Genomic DNA, 18,229 nt, shown 5'->3' with positions numbered 1-18,229 from the left:
CAAAGGGTTCAACGGGGGCCGTTGCCCACGCCTGAAAAAGGTCAGGCCAGCAAAACTGGCCTGACGCTATTATGAGCGAGGGGGGTGATTAAATTCCATCCTCAGAGCGTAAGGATTTCGTAAGGAAATCAAGGAAATCATGATTTCCAACCACCGCCGAGCGCCTTATACAGTGTTATTTGCTGGTTCAACCGTCCTAACTGAGTGGTTATCAGCGATTGCTGCGCCGCATACAGTGAACGCTGCGCCACCAGCACGTTGAGGTAGTTATCCACCCCCTGCTGATAGCGGATATGGGCGAAATCATAGTTACGTTGATTCGCCTGCTCATCCTGCTCTCTGGCCGTCAGTTCATCTTTGTAGGTGTCCTGTCCGGCCAGCGCATCGCCCACCTCCTTGAATGCCGTCTGGATCGATTTTTCGTAGTCGGCAATTTCAATTCGCTTCTGTAAATGCGCGATATCGAGGTTAGCCGAATTCACGCCGCCGTCGAAGATCGGCAGGTTGATGCTCGGCCCAAAGGACCAGGCCGCCGTGCCGCCTTCCAGCAGATGTCCCAGACTGCTGGAGGTCGATCCGCCGGAAGCCGTCAGGCTGATGCTCGGGAAGAACGCCGCACGCGCCGCGCCGATATTGGCATTCGCCGCTTTCAGCTCATGCTCCGCCGCGATGATATCCGGACGACGGGTCAACAGATCCGAAGGCAGACCGGATGGCGTCGCCGGGAAGTGCCAGTTTTTGTTCAGGCGGGCATTGGCCAGCATGTCGGACGGCAGATTGGTGCCGACCAGCAGCGCCAGCGCGTTGACGTCCTGACGTACCTGACGGGTATAAGACGCAACGTCCGCCTGAGCGGTGCGCACCGAGGTTTCCGCCTGCACCAGATCCTGCTCGCTGCTGACGCCGCCATCGACGCTGCGTTTGGTCAGGTTGTACGAATCCTGCTGGCTTTTCACCGTGTCCATCGCCAGCTTCAGCAGCTCGTTATCCGCACACAGCGACAGATAGCCAGACGCCACTTCGGAGATCAGGCTGATCTGCGTAGCGCGCTGGGTGGCAGCGGTGGCCAGGTAGCTTTCCAGCGCCTGGTCACGCAGGCTGCGCAGGCGGCCAAAGAAATCCAGCTCCCAGGCGGTAACGCCCAGGCTGGTATTCAACTCATGGTAGGTCACCGGGCCGGTTGAGGCGGTGTTATACAGATTACCCGGAAGATGCGCGGCGGTCTGCGACGCGCTCAGATCCACCGAGGGCAGCAATGCGGCCCGGTCAATCTGCACCTGCGAACGGGCCACGTCGACATTCAGCGCGGCAACGCGCAGGTCGCGGTTATTTTCCAGCGACAGCGCAATCAGCTTGTTCATCACCGGATCGGTGAAGAAGTTCTGCCAGCTGATATCCGCGCCGTTTCCGGCCCGATCCTTGCCCTGCTGGCCATAATCTGCCGCCACCGGCAGCGCCGGGCGCTGGTACGTCGGCTCCATAGTACAGCCGCTGAGCACCAGCATCATCGCCATCGGCAGCGCGGCCAGGGTTAACGTCTTGCGTAGCATTATTTCTTCACCTCAATATGCGTTTTTTTCTTACCTGAGAAGCGTTGCGCCACGACGACGTAAAACATCGGCACGAAGAAGATGGCGAGGAAGGTGGCGGTGATCATCCCGCCGACCACGGCGGTGCCGATGGAGTGCTGGCTCCCTGCGCCCGCGCCGCTGGAGATAGTCAGGGGCAGTACGCCAAGCACAAAGGCCATCGAGGTCATGATGATCGGGCGGATACGCAGTTTGGCCGCTTCCATCGCCGCTTCCACCAGCCCTTTGCCCTCTTTCTCATGCAGCTCTTTGGCAAACTCGACAATCAGAATGGCGTTTTTCGCCGCCAGCCCGACGGTGGTCAGCAGCCCCACCTGGAAGAACACGTCGTTCTCCAGCCCGCGCATCAGCACCGCCAGAATGGTGCCGAGCACGCCCAGTGGCACCACCAGGATCACCGAGAACGGGATCGACCAGCTCTCGTACAGCGCCGCCAGGCAGAGGAATACCACCAGGATTGAGAGGGTATACAGCGCCGGGGTCTGCGAGCCGGAACTCTGCTCTTCATACGACAGGCCATGCCACTGCACCTTGAAGCCCGCCGGCAGTTTGGCGGCAATCTCTTCCACGGCTTTGGTGGCATCGCCCGAGCTGTAGCCCGCAGCCGGTGAGCCCATGATTTCTACCGCCGAGATGCCGTTAAAGCGCTCGTAACGCGGCGAACCGTATTCCCACTTGCCGCTGCCAAAGGCCGAGAACGGCACCATTTCGCCGCTGGTATTGCGGAAGTACCACTTGTTCAAATCTTCAGGCGTCACGCGCGAACCGGCGTTGCCCTGCAGATAGACCTTCTTCACGCGGCCGTGATAGATAAACTGGTTCACGTAGGTTGACCCCCACGCGGTGGAGAGCGTGTCGTTGATGTCTTCCAGACTCAGGCCCAGCGCCCTCGCCCGCTCGTCATCAATGATCAGATGGTATTGCGGCTCATCTTCCATGCCGTTAGGACGGGTCGCCATCAGGCGCTTGTCCTGCGCGGCCATGCCGAGGAACTGATTACGGGCGGCCATCAGCGCTTCGTGGCCTTTGTTGTCGGTATCCTGCAGGAAGAAGTCAAAGCCGGTGGCATTGCCCAGTTCCATGACCGCAGGCGGCACCAGAGCAAAGACTTTGGCGTCCTGCAGCGAGCCGAAGTGCGCCATGGTGCGCTGCGCCAGCTTCTGCACGGTCTGGTCGCTGTTACGCTGCGCCCAGGGCTTCAGCAGCACAAAGGACATCGCGGTGTTTTCCCCACGCCCGGAGAAGCTGAAGCCGTTCGGCGAGAACACCGAGCTGACTTCCGGCTCGTTCTTCAGCAGCCAGGACTGAATATCATCCAGCACCTGCTGCGTCCGTTCGCTGGAGGCGTTGGCGGGCAGCGTGGTCTGCATCATCATCACGCCCTGATCTTCATCCGGCAGGAATGAGGTCGGCACGCGGGTGAACAGATAGCCGGTGGCCACCACCAGCAGCAGATAGATCACCAGGAACAGGTTACGCTTGGCGATCACATGGCCGACGCTGTTGCTGTAGTGCAGCGTGCCGCTGTCAAACTTGCGGTTAAACCAGCCCGCCAGCCCTGTGGTTTTGTGATCGGCCGATCCTGGTTTCAGGATGGTGGCGCACAAGGCCGGGGTGAAGATCAGCGCCATCAGCACCGACAGGGCCATCGCCGAGACGATGGTGATCGAGAACTGGCGGTAAATAACCCCGGTCGATCCGCTAAAGAAGGCCATCGGCAGCAGCACGGCCGACAGCACCAGCGCGATACCAAACAGCGCGCCCTGGATCTGCTCCATCGATTTCAGCGTGGCGGCTTTGGGATCCAGCCCTTCGTCGTGCATCACGCGCTCGACGTTTTCCACCACCACGATCGCATCGTCCACCAGCAGCCCGATGGCCAGCACCATGCCGAACATCGTCAGGGTGTTGATGGTGTAGCCACAGGCCGACAGGATGCCGAAGGTCCCGAGCAGCACCACCGGCACCACCATGGTAGTGATCAGCGTGGCGCGCAGGTTTTGCAGGAACACCAGCATCACCACAAACACCAGCGCGATGGCTTCGAACAGCGTTTTTACCACTTCTTCAATCGACGAGCTGACCACCGGCGAGGTGTCGTACGGGAAGGTCACCTGCACGCCGTCCGGCAGCGAACCTTTGATGCCGTCAACGGTGGCGCGCACCGCGTTAATCGCATCCAGCACGTTGGCACCACTGGCCAGACGCAGCGCCATACCCGCAGACGGTTTGCCGTTATAGGTCGCGGAAATGCTGTAATCCTGTGGCCCCAAATCGACTTTCGCCACGTCACGCAGGCGCACCTGAGAGCCGTCCGGATTGACCTTCAGCAGGATGTTTTCGAACTCTTTCACCGACTGCAGACGGGTTTTACCGATGATGGTGGCGCTGAATTTCGCCCCCGGAATGGTCGGCAGGCCCGCCAGCTTACCGCTGGAAATCTGCACGTTCTGCTGGGTGATGGCGGTAGAAACATCGCTGGGGATCAGCTGATACTTATACAGTTTGGCCGGGTCGACCCAGATACGCATGCCGTATTCCGAGCCCATCACCATAAAGTCACCCACGCCTTTGGTACGGGAGATCGGATCTTCCAGCTTTGACACCAACAGGTCGGCCAGGTCGCCGTTGCTCATCTTGCCGTTAGTCGAGATCAGGCTGACCACCAACATAAAGTTGGCCTGGTACTTACGTACGTTGATCCCTTGCTGGGTCACTTCGGTCGGCAGCTGAGATTCCGCCAGCGATACCTTGTTCTGCACCTGTACCTGGGCGATATCCGGATCGGTGCCCTGATCGAAGGTGACGATGATGGTGGCGCTGCCGTCGCTGTTACTCTGCGACTCGATATAGCGCATGTTATCGATGCCGCTCAGCTGCTGTTCGATAACCTGCACCACGGTGTTCTGCGCGGTTTCGGCGCTGGCGCCAGGATAGGTGACCTGCACCGAGATCGCCGGTGGCGCAATATTGGGATACTGGTTAATTGGCAGCTTGAGGATGGATAATCCACCGACCAGCATCACAATGATCGCCACCACCCAGGCAAAGATGGGGCGTTCAATGAAGAATTTAGACATCAGATTTCCTTACTGCGCTGAAGGATCGGTGATGGACAGATTGGCCTGAGGCGCGGCTTTGTCCTGACTTTCGCTGGCATTGACCTTCGCGCCGGAGCGGACGTTCTGTAAGCCATCGACGATCACCCGGTCGCCCGCTTTCAGCCCGGACGTCACCAGCCATTTGCCGTTGATCATCTCGCCGGTGGTAATGGTTTGCTGCGCCACGGTGTTATCCGCGTTGACCACAAAGACGTAAGGATTGCCCTTGGTGTCATGCATGATCGCCGGCTGCGGTGCCAGGATGCCGCTATCGGCCACGCCCTGCGGGAAGCTGGCGTGGACATACATGCCCGGCAGCAGCACCCTTTTCGGGTTCGGGAATGACGCGCGCATGGTCACGCTGCCGGTTCCCTCATCCACCGTCACTTCCGAGAACTCCAGCTTGCCCTGCCCGGCATAGGTCGAGCCGTCTTCCAGAGTCAGCTTCACCGCTGCCGCATTCTCGCCAACCTGCTTTAGCTTGCCGTCGGCCAGCGCCCGGCGCTGACGCAGCAGATCCTGCGAGGATTCACTGACATCGACATAGATCGGGTCCAGTTGCTGAATGGTGGTCAGGTAACTGGTTTGGCCGTTGGTCACCAGTGCGCCTTCCGTCGACAGCGAGCGGCCGATATGCCCGCTAATCGGCGCGCGTACCTCGGTGTAATTGAGATTCACCCGCGCCGTTTCCAGATCTGCCTGCGCTTCACGCGCGGCAGCGACCGCATCGTCATAGCTCTGGCCGCTGATGGCATGCGCCGCCGCCAGCGGTTTATAGCGCTGCGCCAGCTTGCTGGCATTGGTTAAGGTCGCCTGCGCTTTGTCATACGCCGCCTGATAAGTGGCCGGATCTATCTGATACAGCGGCTGCCCGGCTTTCACTTCCGCGCCTTCGGTATACAGACGTTTAAGGATGATACCGCTGACTTGCGGACGAACTTCGGCCGTCCGCACGGCAGTGGTCCGTCCCGGCAGCTGGGTGAACAGCGTCACCGGCTCGCTTTTCAGCGTGGTGACGCCAACCGGCGTCGGCGTATTGCTGGCCGCACCGGGCGAGGCATTCTGGTCGCAGGCCGCCAGCACGAAAATCAGGCTGGCTGAGAGGATCTTTAAGCGCATGGTGAATTCTCAAGGTGAAAGGAAATGGAAATAATAATGAGAGTGATTATTCTCACAAAAGAGGGCAATTATAGGGAGGTCACCCGGTGAGAAGTGTTAAGTTTCCGCTAAGTTATTTATCAAAACGCTTCCGATAAGCTTTCCGTGCTTAATCCCGTGCTGACGGGCGCGCAAACGATTCCTTATGTGCTTTTTTTTGGGACTGAATGCGCCCCTTTCAGCGCTACCAACAGTGAGGGGGCTGGCACGCGCCGACGGAATGCGGTGTCGGATCGTGATGGCTTACCTTACCGTGCGGGCACGGCAATGGCTGTTTAGGGAGTGCAAAGAGTCGGTTAAGAGATGTGAGCAAGTTCGGCAAATCGCCCGGTTTTTGTGCGCTATCCGGCTGAACATCGGGGCATGAGAGAAGGTATCAGCGTGTTGAGGCAGTTAGGCTGTTGTGAGGGTTGAGAGGGTTGTGAGGGTTGTGAGGGTTAACACTGTTGAGGGAGCGTGCGGGATGCAAGGCAGAGTGCTGCCCTGCATCCCCTGAAAGGATTAATCGCTGTGGGTGGAGTACAACGCGTCCGGCGCCACGTTCATATGCTTCAGGACCGGGCCAATGATGTTACCGAACACCGGCGCGGCAACCGAGCCACCGAAGTGATCGCCTGCGGTTGGGTGGTTAATCATAATCACCAGCGCCACCTGCGGATTACTGGCGGGCGCGACGCCGGCGGTGTAGTTGATATAGCCGCCGTCATATTTTCCGCTGTCGCCCATCTTCTCTGCCGTACCGGTTTTAATCGCCAGACGATAGCCCGGCACCGCCGCACGCACCCCGCTTCCGCCCGGCAGCGCATCGCTCTCCATCATATGCACCACCGAACGCACGGTCTCTTCATCCGCCACGCGGTTGCCGATCACCGGCGGCGTCACCTTGGTGATCGACAGCGGGCGATAAATGCCGAAGGAACCGAGCGTGGCGTATTCACGGGCAATCTGCAGCGGCGTGACGCGCAGGCCATAGCCAAACGAGAAGGTGGCACGTTCGATATCCGCCCAGCGCTCACGGTGCAGCGGGAAGTAGCCGACGCTCTCACCGGTCAGCCCGAGGCCGGTCGGTTTCCCCAGCCCGAACGAGCTGAAGGTGTTGACCAGCACTTCGGCAGGCATCGCCAGCGCAATATGCGACACGCCGATATCGCTCGATTTCTGCAGGATGCCGGTCATGGTCAGGCGCGGCCAGTGGCCAACGTCGCGGATCAGGTGGCCGTTAACCCGGTATGGCGTGGTATCCAGCACCGAATCCGGGCGAACCAGTTTGCGGATCAGCCCTTCCATCACCACCAGCGGCTTCACCGTGGAACCCGGCTCGTAGCTGTCGTTTATCGCGGTGTTGCGCATCTGGTTGGCGGAAACATTGACGAAGTTATTCGGGTTAAACGACGGGTAAGACGCCATGCCGAGAATTTCGCCGGTATCGATTTTGATCAGCACCGCGGCACCGGAATCGGCCTTGTTCAGCAACACGCCGTCACGCAGTTTGGTGTACATGGTGTACTGATCGAATTTATCGATGCTGAGCTGCACGGTCGGTGGCTGACGCGGCGGTTCATAATTGATCATCGCCACGATATTGCCGTGCGCATCCTGGCGGTATTTTTCCACCCCGGCGGTGCCCTGCAACACCTTATCAAAGCCCTTTTCTAACCCGGTCAGCCCGGTGTTATCCGCGCCGACAATGCCGAGCAGCGGCCCGGTGGCATCGCTCATCGGATAGAAGCGGCTGTCGTCATAAACGGTACTGATCCCGGCGAGGTGCAGCGTGGCAATATCTTTGGCGATGCCCAGCTCGATTTTGCGTCCCAGATAGAGGAAGCGGCGTTTCGGGTTGGCGTTGATTTGCGCGGCAATCTGCTCAGGACGTTGATCCAGCGCGTGGGCCAGATACTCCCACTTGTCGCTGGTGAAATCCGGATGGGCTTCCAGCACGCGTTGCGGATCGGCAATGATATCGCGCGACGGCACGCTCAGCGCCAGCGCCTCGCCATTGCGGTCCAGCAGCGTTCCCCGGTTGGTGGGCAGCGTGACGGTACGCAGCGAACGCTCATCCGCCTGCTTTTCCAGCATCGGATGGTTTAACAGCTGTAAATTTCCGACCCATATCAGCAGCAAAACCAGACAGCCGAACACCCCGAGGCAGATCAGACGGAAACGGACAGGATGAAACGGTGATTTTGCCTGGTCTTTTGCCAGTATCTTCTTTAAGCGCGACATGGATCTTCTACTGATGAGGACAGGATAACTGACTGGGAGTTATACAAAAAATGCCGGGGAGATGACAGGGAAACTGTGTTTCAGTTCGTGAGTGAACTGTTGCGGGCTTCAGGGCTTTTTGCGCATTTTCAACAGGTTATCCAGCCAACCCTGTTTTACAGGCAAAAAAAACCTGCGCATCTGCGCAGGTCGGTGAAACAAAGCATAAAAACTTTTTGATGTTCACCCATCAATACCTCTGGGACCTAGACTGTAGCAATCTGGCCGCGTCACTCGCCAGCCAGCATTCGCAACAGTTCTCCGCAAACTGTAACCAGCTATGTGATTCTTAGGCAGTTTTGCAATCTTTCGCCTTTTTGATCTCCACCAGGCAGCTCATGGCGTTCGGCCCCTGCGTTAATGACGAGGTGCCGATATCCAGCGTCAGCACGTTCGGGTTGCCGGCGCGATCGTACGGTTGCCAGGCTTTACCGAACCCGGGGTCGAACCAGGCACCGGTAGCAATCAGTACCACGCTTGGGCTGATGCCATCCGACAGCCTGACGCCCGCCAGCATCCGCCCGCGATCGTTACTGACGTCAATCACATCGCCATCGGCAATGCCGCGCGCGGCAGCATCGTCCGGGTGCATCCACAGCGTTTCATGCCCGGCGGTTTTATTGGCCTGCACCGACGGCGTGGCGTCCATCTGGCTGTGCAGACGGTCGCTCGGCTGAATCGAGATCATATGCAGCGGGAAGCGCTGGCTGACCTCGGCCCCCAACCACTCTCGTGGCGGTTGCCATTCCGGATGCGGCGCAAAGTCCGGCAGCTGATAGCCGGCGATGGTTTCGCTGAACAGCTCAATTTTGCCACTGGCGGTTTTGATCGGATGGGCAAGCGGATCCTGGCGAAAATCCTCCATAAACACGAACGGCTTGCCGCCCTGCGGCACTTCCACATGCCCTTCTTTCCAGAAGGTGTCGAAATCCGGCCAGTCAATGCCCTTACGCTGGTGAGCCACCGCGCACTGCTGATACAGATGTTCGATCCACTGCGCCTCATTGCGGTTTTCAGTGAAGGTTTCACGGTAGCCGAGGCGATCCGCCAGGTCAGCGAAAATATCGAAGTCGTTACGCGCCTGATGCTGCGGCTTAATCGCCTGATGCATTGCCAGCACGAAGCGGTCACGGGACGAGCCGCCAATATCGTTACGTTCCAGGGTGGTGGTCACCGGCAAGACGATATCGGCCATCTTCGCTGCAGGCGTCCAGACAATGTCCTGCACGATCACCGTATCCGGCCGCTGCCAGCCTTCCACCAGCCGGTTAATCTGCTGATGATGGTGGAACGGATTGCCGCCTGCCCAATGGATCAGACGGATCTCCGGATAGGTGTGCATCTGTCCCTGGAAGTGGTACGGCTCACCGGGATTCAGCAGCATATCGCTGATGCGCGCCACCGGGATCGCCAGATCGGCAATCGGATTGACGCCGGTCGACATCATCGGTGCCGGCCCTTCCACACGCGGGTTACCCACGCTGTTCATCGATCCATGGCCGAAGGAGAAGCCCGCGCCCGGCAGGCCCGGTTGGCCGAGCATCGACGACAGCGCAATCATCATCCAGTAAGGCTGTTCGCCACGGTGCGCGCGCTGAACGGAATAGGAACAGGTAATAAAGCTGCGTTTGCCAATCAGCTGCTTCGCCAGTTGCTCAATGCGCTGCGCCGGAATGCCGGTGATGTCGCTGGCCCACTGCGGCGTTTTTGGCATGCCGTCGGTTTCGCCCAGCAGATAGCTGCGCAGCTGCGGATAGCCCACGCAATGGGAGCTGAGGAAGGCGGTATCCACCGCGTTCAGCCGTTCCACTTCAAAGCCTAACGCCAGCATCAGCGCGACGTCGGTGTTCGGCCGGATCGGGATCCACTCGGCGTTAACAAACTCCGGGCAGTCATCACGCATCGGGCTGATATTGATTACGGTGGTGCCTTTGGCCGCCAGCTCCAGCAGCGCAGGCTTCAGGCTGTGCTGGCCGGCCCCGCCCGAGGCAACCTGGCTGTTTTTCAGCGCCAGCCCGCCAAAGGCAACGAAAATTTCGCAGTGTTCCACCACGTTTGGCCAGTCGGTGACCCGGCCGGTCAGCGGCATATAGGTGCCAATCACATACGGCAGGAAGAACTGTGCCGCGCCCCAGCTGTAGTTACCCAACTGATCGATGCCGCCGCCGCCGGTAAAGTAGAAGCGGCGGATCAGCGTGCGGGCATGGTTTACACGGCCCGCCGACGACCAGCCGTAGGAGCCGTTGAAAATCGCCGAGGGACCGTAGCGGTCGCGCACCCGGCGGTTCTCTTCAGCCACCAGATCCAGCGCGGTCTCCCAGTCCACCTCAACAAAGTCCTCACGACCGCGCAGCGTGCGGTCACTTTTTTCGCGCAGGGCTAACCACGAGCGGCGCACCATCGGCTTCCTGATCCGCTTATCCGAATAGACCAGTTCCGGGATGCTGTTGAGCATCGGCGACGGATCTTGATCGGCGAAAAACGGCTCACAACGCAGCAGTTTCCCGTCTTCGACAACGGCGGTGAAGGCGCCCCAGTGGGCGAGGTGCGGCACTCTCTTAATGGTCATATGGCGATCCGGCAGGCAAACAATTCTTTTTGGAAGGCCAGAATAGCCTTTTTTTGGAAAGCTGAATATAAACACGCCAATCTCATCGCCAGAATGGACTGAAATATCCAGCTTTGCGACACCGCTGGCATTCTGTGTGCTTGAAGTAACAGGGATTTTCCGCAACACTGAACAGCTATGTAAACGCTTACCCTGGAAGGCTCTTACCGATGGCTACGATAAAGGATGTTGCCAGGCTCGCGGGCGTTTCCGTTGCAACGGTTTCCCGCGTTATTAACAACTCACCGAAGGCGAGTGAGGCGTCACGCCTGGCCGTTACCAGCGCAATGGATGAGCTGCAATACCACCCGAACGCCAACGCACGCGCCCTGGCGCAGCAGTCTACCGAAACCATGGGGCTGGTGGTGGGCGATGTTTCCGACCCGTTCTTTGGTGCGCTGGTAAAAGCCGTGGAGCAGGTGGCTTACGAGACCGGCAACTTTTTACTGATTGGTAACGGTTACCATAATGAGCAAAAAGAGCGTCAGGCCATCGAGCAATTGATCCGCCACCGCTGCGGCGCGCTGGTGGTCCACGCGAAAAAAATTCCCGACGCCGACCTGATCCCGCTGATGAAACAGATCCCCGGCATGGTGCTGATCAATCGCGCCCTGCCTGGCTACGAGCAGCGCTGTATTGCGCTGGACGATCGCTACGGATCCTGGCTGGCCACCCGCCATCTGATCCAGCAAGGCCATCAGAACATTGCCTACATCTGTTCGACGCACCCGATTTCCGATACCGAAGATCGCCTGCAGGGGTATTACGATGCGCTGAAGGAACATAACCTGCCGTGCAACGACCGTCTGGTGGCGCTGGGCGAGCCGGATGAAGTGGGCGGTGAACAGGCGATGACCGAGCTGCTGGGCCGCGGCAAGCAGTTTACCGCCGTCGCCTGCTATAACGATTCGATGGCCGCCGGCGCGCTGGCGGTGTTAAGTGATAATGGCGTGCGGGTGCCGGAAGAGATGTCGTTGATTGGTTTTGATGACGTGCTGGTGTCGCGCTATGTTCGCCCGCGCCTGACCACGGTGCGTTACCCGATTGTCACCATGGCGCAACAGGCCGCCGCGCTGGCGCTGGCGTTAGCCAATAATCAGCCGCTGCCAGAGGTGACCAATTTGTTCAGCCCTACGCTGGTTCGCCGTCATTCGGTGGGCACGCCGGACTGATTAACCGGCAAGCGATCGCTGGTAAAGCCGGACAGACCGGTCCGGATAATCCAGCGCATCGCCAATATACTGCCAGCCAAAGCGCTCGTAATAATCCGCGCAGTCAGCATACAGATACAGCTTGTCGTCGCCGCGCAGGCGGCTTTCCGCCATCACACGTTGCTGTAACTGCTCGCTCAGTCCGCGCCCGCGATAGCTTTCGTCCACGTATAACGCGGCCAGCCACGGAGACAGATCCTGACGGCTGATCAGGTCACAGCGCCACAATCCTACGGTTCCCACTACCCGGTCGCCGTCTGTCGCTACCCAGGTGATCGGCAGGTCCGCGCCGCTCAGGCTGCTGGCCAGAATGCTGGCAAAGAAGGGCCGGCTGTTTTCGCTGCCAAAGGCCTGCCATAACCAGTCGGTGACCGTGTCAATATGCTGTTTCGCCTCCGCCAGCGGCACAATTTTTAGCGTGCTCATACCAGCTTGCCCTGGAAAATCGGCACCGACTCAAACAGATAGCCATCAAAATCAGGGGCATCCGCGTCGGACAGTTCCAGCAGGGATTTTTTCACGTTTTCCAGGTGCTGCCACATCGCCTGCCACGAGCCCATCACATCGCGACGGCGCAGCGCGGCAAGGATGGTCTGGTGATCGCCCAGCCATTTCAGGCGGTAGCTGCGGGTTTCGATATGGCTGCGCAACTGCTGCCAAAGCGGGTTGTTCTCATGATGTCGCCAGATGCTGGTAACGGTATCCAGCAGCATTTGATTTTGCGTCGCGCCCGCCAACAGCAGGTGAAACATCTTGTCGTTGTCCTGACTGGCATCGTTGACCGCAATCGCCTTCTGCTCCTGCTCGAGGATGCGCTTCAGGTTCTCTATGTCCGCTTTGGTGGCCATTTTGGCGGCAAAGGCGGCGATATTGCTTTCCAGAAGTTGCCGCGCCTGCAGCATTTCAAACGGGCCGACGTCGCTGCGGAAGAACGCTTCCTCTTCGTTGCTGATCTCAGAAGGAATGCGCATCACGTACACGCCGGAGCTTTGACGGATATCCACCGTCCCTTCCAGCTCAAGCATCAACAACGCTTCGCGCACGATGGTGCGGCTGACTCCCCAGGTTTCGGCAATGTTTCGTTCCGGCGGAAGTCGTGAACCAACGGGATAATGACCGTCGAGAATTTGCTGGCGCAGATGCTGTCCGATTTCCTGATACTGCTTCTTCTCTTGACCCGCCGCGCCCTTTTCCACGTATTCACCCTTAGCTCGTTAAACATCCTGCCGACCGTGCTTTCCATTATTGAGCACTCTCCTGCTGCGGTCGGCAAGGTAATCTGCCTAGTTTACCAAAGCCAGCGCCTGATCGAGTACTTTTGCTCCATTAAGCGTGCCATAAGCCAGGGTATCAATCACCGCGATAGGAATGTGATAGCTGTCGGTCAGCTTGCGGTTCTCTTCCAGCTTGAAGCGAACCTGCGGCCCCAGCAGCACGGCCACCACGTCCGGGCCATAATTTTGCAGCTCGTCGCGCAGATTTTGCTCAGGAATGGCATAAATCTGGTATTCCAGACCGCGCGCAACCGCTTCTTTTTCCATCCGCGTCACCACCATCGAGGTGGACATGCCTGCGGCGCAGGCTAATACGATACGTTTCATGGTCATTCCTTATTTCATTTCATCATCAAGGGAAAGGGTGAGCTGTCGGCTGTCACGGCGCTGGCGATACCAGTGCGCTGATTTTTTCAGGCGGCGCTGGCGGTCGTTCTCCAGCTCGATTTCCACCAGCCCGTAGCGGTTCTTAAAGGCGTTCATGGGCGAGACGTTGTCAGTAAAGGCCCACAGCATATAGCCCTGGCAGTTAGCGCCATCTTCACGCGCCCGCAGCGTCTGGTAGAGATGCTCGGCGATAAAGGCGATGCGATAGTCATCCTGGATCTGCCCTTCCGCGTTTTTGAATTGCGCTTCATCTTCGATGCCCATCCCGCTTTCGGCGACAAACCACGGAATGTTGCCGTAGTCGTTTTTGATGCGCATCGCCATGTCGTAGATGATGGTCGGCTGAATTTCCCAGCCGCGGGATTTGTTCATCCGCCGGCCCGGCAGTTCAAAATGCTCGTAATAGTAAGCGGGATGGAACGGCGTCTCGGGATGCCAGGCGCGCGATGGTGCTTTCACCCGATGCGGGTAATAGAGGTTGATACCCACCTCATCCACCCGATACTGGGCAATAAGCTGCAGCTCTTCCGCGCTGACATCCCAGCTGACCTGATGTTTCGCCAGCAACGCCACCAGCTCCGCCGGGTACTCGCCTTTGATCGCCGGATCGAGGAAAACGCGGTTGTAGAACAGATCGTACATGGCTGCGGCCTTCACATCGTGCGGCGCAGACGAACGGGGATAGGTCACTTCCGGATTAAGGATGGTGCCCACCGTGCCGGGATAGCCCTTCTCGCGGTACAGCTTGACCACTTTGGCGGTGGCCAGGTTTTTGTGGTGATTCCACTGCATCCACTTCGAGGTGTTTTGCTCATACGGCCAGCGTAGCGCATCGAGATAGACGCGGGTTTGCACCACAATCGGCTCGTTAAAGGTAAACCAGCGGGTGACCTTGCCGGCATAGCGTTCAAAGACTTTTTCCGCATACAGCAGATAGAGCTCAACGACCCTTTTTGAGCCCCAGCCGCCGTACTGCTCCAGTAATACCGCCGGCAGTTCGTAATGTTCCAGGCACAACATCAGCTCAATGCCCTGCGCCTGCATCTCGGCAATCAGCGCGTCGTAATAGCGGGCGTACTCCTCATCCACCACGCCATTTTCGTAATCGGTAAGGAAGCGCGACCAGTTAATCGAGGTGCGGTAGTGGGTCAGTCCCGCCGCCTTCATCAGCGCCACGTCTTCCTTGTAGCGGTTGATAAAGTCGGTGGCGACCGCCGGACCATAGCCGTTGTGCCAGACGTGCCGGTCGTTCTTGTACCAGGCATCCAGCCAGGAGTCCTGCCCCTCTTTTTTCCCGCTCCAGCCTTCGGTCTGCCACGCTGATGCGGCCGCACCCAGCATAAAATCGTCAGGAATGTTGATGGTGACCTTACTCATTACGTCTCCTTAGTTTTGCGCGAATTCAGGTTGCAAGGCTTTCGCTTCCGCGGCTTCAGCACGGCGCGCGGCAATTTTCACAAACGGCACATAGATCACAATGGACACCAGAATGCAGATGATTTGTGTCACCACCGCACCCATCGATCCGGCGGTGGAAAGCCAGGCATTGATGATGGGCGGCGTGGTCCAGGGCACCATCACCACCGCTTTGCCGGCAAAGCCCATCACCGTGGCGAAGTAGCCGATCGAACCGGTGATCAGCGGCGTGATGATGAACGGGATAGCGAGGATCGGATTCAGCATGATCGGCATGCCGAAAATCACCGGTTCATTGATATTGAACAGGCCAGGACCGAAGGAGAGCTTGGCAATTTCGCGCATCTCTTTGCGTTTGGTCGCCAGCATCACCGCGCTGAGCAGGCCAATGGTCAGCCCGGAACCGCCGATGCTCATATACACATCCCAGAACGGCATGGTGATGATGTTTGGCGCCTCTTTGCCCTGCTCAAAGGCGTTCATGTTGACCAGAATCGCCCCCAGCAGCAGCGGCTCACGGATCGGTTTCACCATCTGGTTGCCGTGAATGCCGATCACCCAGAACAGCTGAGCAACAAACATCAGCAGCAGAATGCCCCACAGGCTCTGTACCACCGACTCCAGCGGTTCCTGCACCACTTTGTACACCGCATCGTAGAGATACATGCCGGTGAAGCGATGGAAGATAAAGCCGAAGGTGGCGATAACCGAGACGGTGATGATGGCCGGGATTAGCGCCGAAAACGAGGCGGCGACGTTAGGCGGCACGGTGTCCGGCATTTTGATTTTCAGCCGTTCGACGTTCTCCAGGCGGCAGTAAATTTCCACCGAGAGGATGGCGATAAACATGCCGAGGAACAGGCTTTTGGTGTCGGAGAACTGTTTCGCCAGCACATCGGTGACCAGATGCATCTGTCCGTCGACCAGCATGGTGAGCGTGGTTGGCGTCACGGCGATAAAACAGATGATCGCCAGCAGGCCGGGAAACAGCGTTTTTATGCCGTTGATTTTTCCCAGCTCAATACCGATCAGGAACACCGCGCCGATATTGAGAAAGCTCAGGGTGGCGTAGTTGATGCTGGTGGTGATCGGTTTCAGCTCGGCGAGAAAGCCCAGTGCCTGAATGCTGGCGAGGCCGTTTTTCCCGTCCAGCACCATATTGGAGATCAGCACCGAGAACGCGCCGACGATGATGACCGGCATCAGGGTAATGAACGACGACTTGATCGCCATGATGTAGCGATAGCTGTTGAATTTGGTGGCGAAGCTGCCTAAAGAGTCGATGAGTCGATCCTGTAGAGACATGCGTAATACCCTCAGAAGTAAGTGGTGAAGCGTCCCGATATTTTTTCGCCCTGCGGAAGTCCGTTCTTGTGGCATACCAAAAATAGCGAAACCGAACTTATTTTCTGTGACAAAACCCGCAGAAGTGCATATTGGCATTCCGATAGGATGTATTTTCACTATTTGGCATACCAATACCGGAGGCAGGAATGGATTTTGAGCAAACCATGATGGAGCTGTTGATCAGTGCAGGCGAGGCGCGGTCTCACGCGATGAGCGCGATTCAGTTCGCCCGCAAGAAGCAGTGGCAGCAGGCGGATGAGGCGCTGGCCGCGTCGCTGGAAGCATCGAAAGGCGCGCACCATATCCAGACCCAGCTGATTGGCGCTGATGAAGGCTGCGGCAAAGTGCCGGTGACGCTGATTCTGGTCCATGCGCAGGACCATCTGATGAATGCGATGCTGTGCCGCGATCTGGCGGAGGAAATTGTGTTGCTGCGGAAGGAGTTACTGGGTGGAGAGCGTCTGACCGAGGCCTGAACCCGGCCTGCGGTTAGCCGCCTGAAACCCAGGCGGCCGGTTCACAACGTCAGGGATGCCGCTTACAGCTCCAGCGCCAGCAGTTCCTGTATGGTTTGCGGGCGGCGGATCTCACGCGGCTGGCCCGCTTCAAACAGCACTTCCGGCAGCAGCGGGCGGCTGTTGTAGTTAGAGGACATCGACGCGCCGTAAGCGCCGGTGTCGTGGAAGACCAGGTAATCACCCGGTTTAACCTGCGGCAGCGCGCGGGTTTCCACCTTACCGCCTTCCAACTGAGTAAACACATCGCCTGATTCGCACAACGGCCCCGCGACCACGCTGTCGACGGTGTTCTGCTCATCCAGCGGGCGGTCATCGCCAGCGATGGCCGAAATATGGTGGTAGCTGCCGTACATCGCAGGACGCATCAGATCGTTAAAGCCGGCATCCACCAGCACAAAGTGACGGCTGCCCATCGCCTTCACCGCACGCACTTTGGACACCAGCACGCCAGATTCCGCCACCAGGAAGCGACCCGGTTCAATTTCCAGCTTCACCGGGTGGCCGAGATGTTTTGCCACGCGCTGACGGGCCGCATCCCACAGACCGAAATAGTGTTCGGTATTGATCGCCTCTTCACCGAAGCGATAGGGGATCGACAAGCCGCCGCCCGCCGAGATGGCTTCCAGATCGTGACCTAAGCCAATCACCTGATTAACCATCGCATCACACACCTGCTCCAGGTGGGCATAATCCACGCCGGAGCCGATATGCATATGGATGCCGACCAGCTTCAGCTTGTGTTGCTGAATGGCTTCCAGCGCCAGCACCAAATCGGTATACCAGATGCCGTGCTTGCTGTTTTCGCCGCCGGTATTGGTTTTCTGGCTGTGGCCGTGACCAAAACCGGGATTGACGCGCAGCCACACCGGATGGCCTTCAGACACCTCGCCCAGCTGGTGCAGCATATCGACGGAACCGGCGTTGACCGGGATTTTCAGCTCGGCCAGTCGTGCCAGCGTCGGCTCATCCAGCACGTCGGCGGTGAAGACAATCTCGTCGCCGCCCGGTGTGAAGCCGGCCACCAGCGCACGCTCAATTTCGCCCAGCGACACCGAATCCACCTTCACGCCTGCGGCGCGCATCAGGCGCAGAATATGGATGTTGGAACAGGCTTTTTGCGCAAAGCGCACCACATCAAACTGCTGCAGCTGCGAGATACGTTCGGCAATGACGCTGGCGTCATAGGCCCAGACTGGTCCACCGTACTGGCGCACCAGCGGCAGCAGGTTATCGCGGGTTAAAGCGGTTTCGGTGTTGGTAAGTAAGCGTGGCATCGGGACTCTCCTGAAGATAATGAGGCTATTACGCCACAGCCTGAACAGGATGAAAAATATCTGTTTTAACGGAGTCTATTCATC

General features: G+C 58.4%; 13 protein-coding genes. 2 read left to right on the top strand and 11 right to left on the bottom strand.

The window, feature by feature from the left end:
* Nucleotides 1-137: 137 nt before the first annotated feature.
* From ACXKZG_RS04670 to ACXKZG_RS04650, 5 genes are all read right to left on the bottom strand, one after another.
* The gene (locus tag ACXKZG_RS04670) at nucleotides 138-1,550 is read right to left on the bottom strand and encodes an efflux transporter outer membrane subunit (protein ID WP_134822656.1); all 1,413 of its coding nucleotides are present in this window, start codon (nucleotides 1,548-1,550) and stop codon (nucleotides 138-140) included.
* The gene (locus tag ACXKZG_RS04665; protein ID WP_206403628.1) at nucleotides 1,550-4,669 is read right to left on the bottom strand and encodes an efflux RND transporter permease subunit; all 3,120 of its coding nucleotides are present in this window, start codon (nucleotides 4,667-4,669) and stop codon (nucleotides 1,550-1,552) included. The genes ACXKZG_RS04670 and ACXKZG_RS04665 overlap by 1 nt, the downstream gene beginning before the upstream one ends.
* Before the next feature lie 9 nt (nucleotides 4,670-4,678).
* A complete protein-coding gene (locus ACXKZG_RS04660) occupies nucleotides 4,679-5,809 on the bottom strand; it encodes an efflux RND transporter periplasmic adaptor subunit (protein WP_346567074.1) in 1,131 nt (376 codons plus the stop codon).
* A gap of 540 nt (nucleotides 5,810-6,349) precedes the next feature.
* Nucleotides 6,350-8,071 (bottom strand): penicillin-binding transpeptidase domain-containing protein, encoded by a 1,722-nt coding sequence (locus ACXKZG_RS04655; protein ID WP_013203616.1) that lies wholly within the window; start codon nucleotides 8,069-8,071, stop codon nucleotides 6,350-6,352.
* Between the two features lie 328 nt (nucleotides 8,072-8,399).
* Nucleotides 8,400-10,679: a molybdopterin guanine dinucleotide-containing S/N-oxide reductase gene (locus ACXKZG_RS04650; protein WP_488875778.1), complete on the bottom strand. Its 2,280-nt coding sequence runs from the start codon at nucleotides 10,677-10,679 to the stop codon at nucleotides 8,400-8,402.
* A 209-nt stretch (nucleotides 10,680-10,888) separates the two neighbouring features.
* On the opposite strand from ACXKZG_RS04650, the gene galR reads away from it, so the two are divergent.
* A complete protein-coding gene (gene galR, locus ACXKZG_RS04645) occupies nucleotides 10,889-11,890 on the top strand; it encodes an HTH-type transcriptional regulator GalR (RefSeq protein ID WP_013203619.1) in 1,002 nt (333 codons plus the stop codon).
* On the opposite strand, the gene ACXKZG_RS04640 is transcribed toward galR, so the two are convergent.
* From ACXKZG_RS04640 to ACXKZG_RS04620, 5 genes are all read right to left on the bottom strand, one after another.
* Nucleotides 11,891-12,355, bottom strand: coding sequence for a GNAT family N-acetyltransferase (locus tag ACXKZG_RS04640; RefSeq protein ID WP_488875777.1), 465 nt, complete (start codon nucleotides 12,353-12,355; stop codon nucleotides 11,891-11,893). It lies immediately after the preceding gene.
* The gene (locus ACXKZG_RS04635) at nucleotides 12,352-13,125 is read right to left on the bottom strand and encodes an FCD domain-containing protein (protein WP_013203621.1); all 774 of its coding nucleotides are present in this window, start codon (nucleotides 13,123-13,125) and stop codon (nucleotides 12,352-12,354) included. Before ACXKZG_RS04635 ends, ACXKZG_RS04640 begins: the two co-directional genes overlap by 4 nt.
* 87 nt (nucleotides 13,126-13,212) lie before the next feature.
* Complete coding sequence (locus tag ACXKZG_RS04630) at nucleotides 13,213-13,530, bottom strand: PTS sugar transporter subunit IIB (RefSeq protein WP_013203622.1); 318 nt, start codon at nucleotides 13,528-13,530, stop codon at nucleotides 13,213-13,215.
* A 9-nt stretch (nucleotides 13,531-13,539) separates the two neighbouring features.
* Nucleotides 13,540-14,967, bottom strand: a complete 1,428-nt coding sequence (locus tag ACXKZG_RS04625) for a glycoside hydrolase family 1 protein (RefSeq protein WP_488875776.1) — start codon at nucleotides 14,965-14,967, stop codon at nucleotides 13,540-13,542.
* A gap of 9 nt (nucleotides 14,968-14,976) precedes the next feature.
* On the bottom strand, nucleotides 14,977-16,311 hold the full coding sequence (locus ACXKZG_RS04620; protein ID WP_346595732.1) for a PTS sugar transporter subunit IIC: 1,335 nt from the start codon (nucleotides 16,309-16,311) through the stop codon (nucleotides 14,977-14,979).
* A gap of 188 nt (nucleotides 16,312-16,499) precedes the next feature.
* Between ACXKZG_RS04620 and ACXKZG_RS04615 the strand changes: the two genes are divergently transcribed.
* Nucleotides 16,500-16,829, top strand: coding sequence for a PTS lactose/cellobiose transporter subunit IIA (locus tag ACXKZG_RS04615; protein ID WP_013203625.1), 330 nt, complete (start codon nucleotides 16,500-16,502; stop codon nucleotides 16,827-16,829).
* Between the two features lie 62 nt (nucleotides 16,830-16,891).
* Here the strand turns inward: ACXKZG_RS04615 and lysA are convergent, their stop codons facing one another.
* The gene (gene lysA / locus ACXKZG_RS04610; protein WP_053143741.1) at nucleotides 16,892-18,145 is read right to left on the bottom strand and encodes a diaminopimelate decarboxylase; all 1,254 of its coding nucleotides are present in this window, start codon (nucleotides 18,143-18,145) and stop codon (nucleotides 16,892-16,894) included.
* Nucleotides 18,146-18,229 lie beyond the last annotated feature (84 nt).

It is taken from the genome of Erwinia sp. 2186 (assembly GCF_057812255.1).
This window is presented reverse-complemented; position numbering and strand designations above follow the sequence as displayed.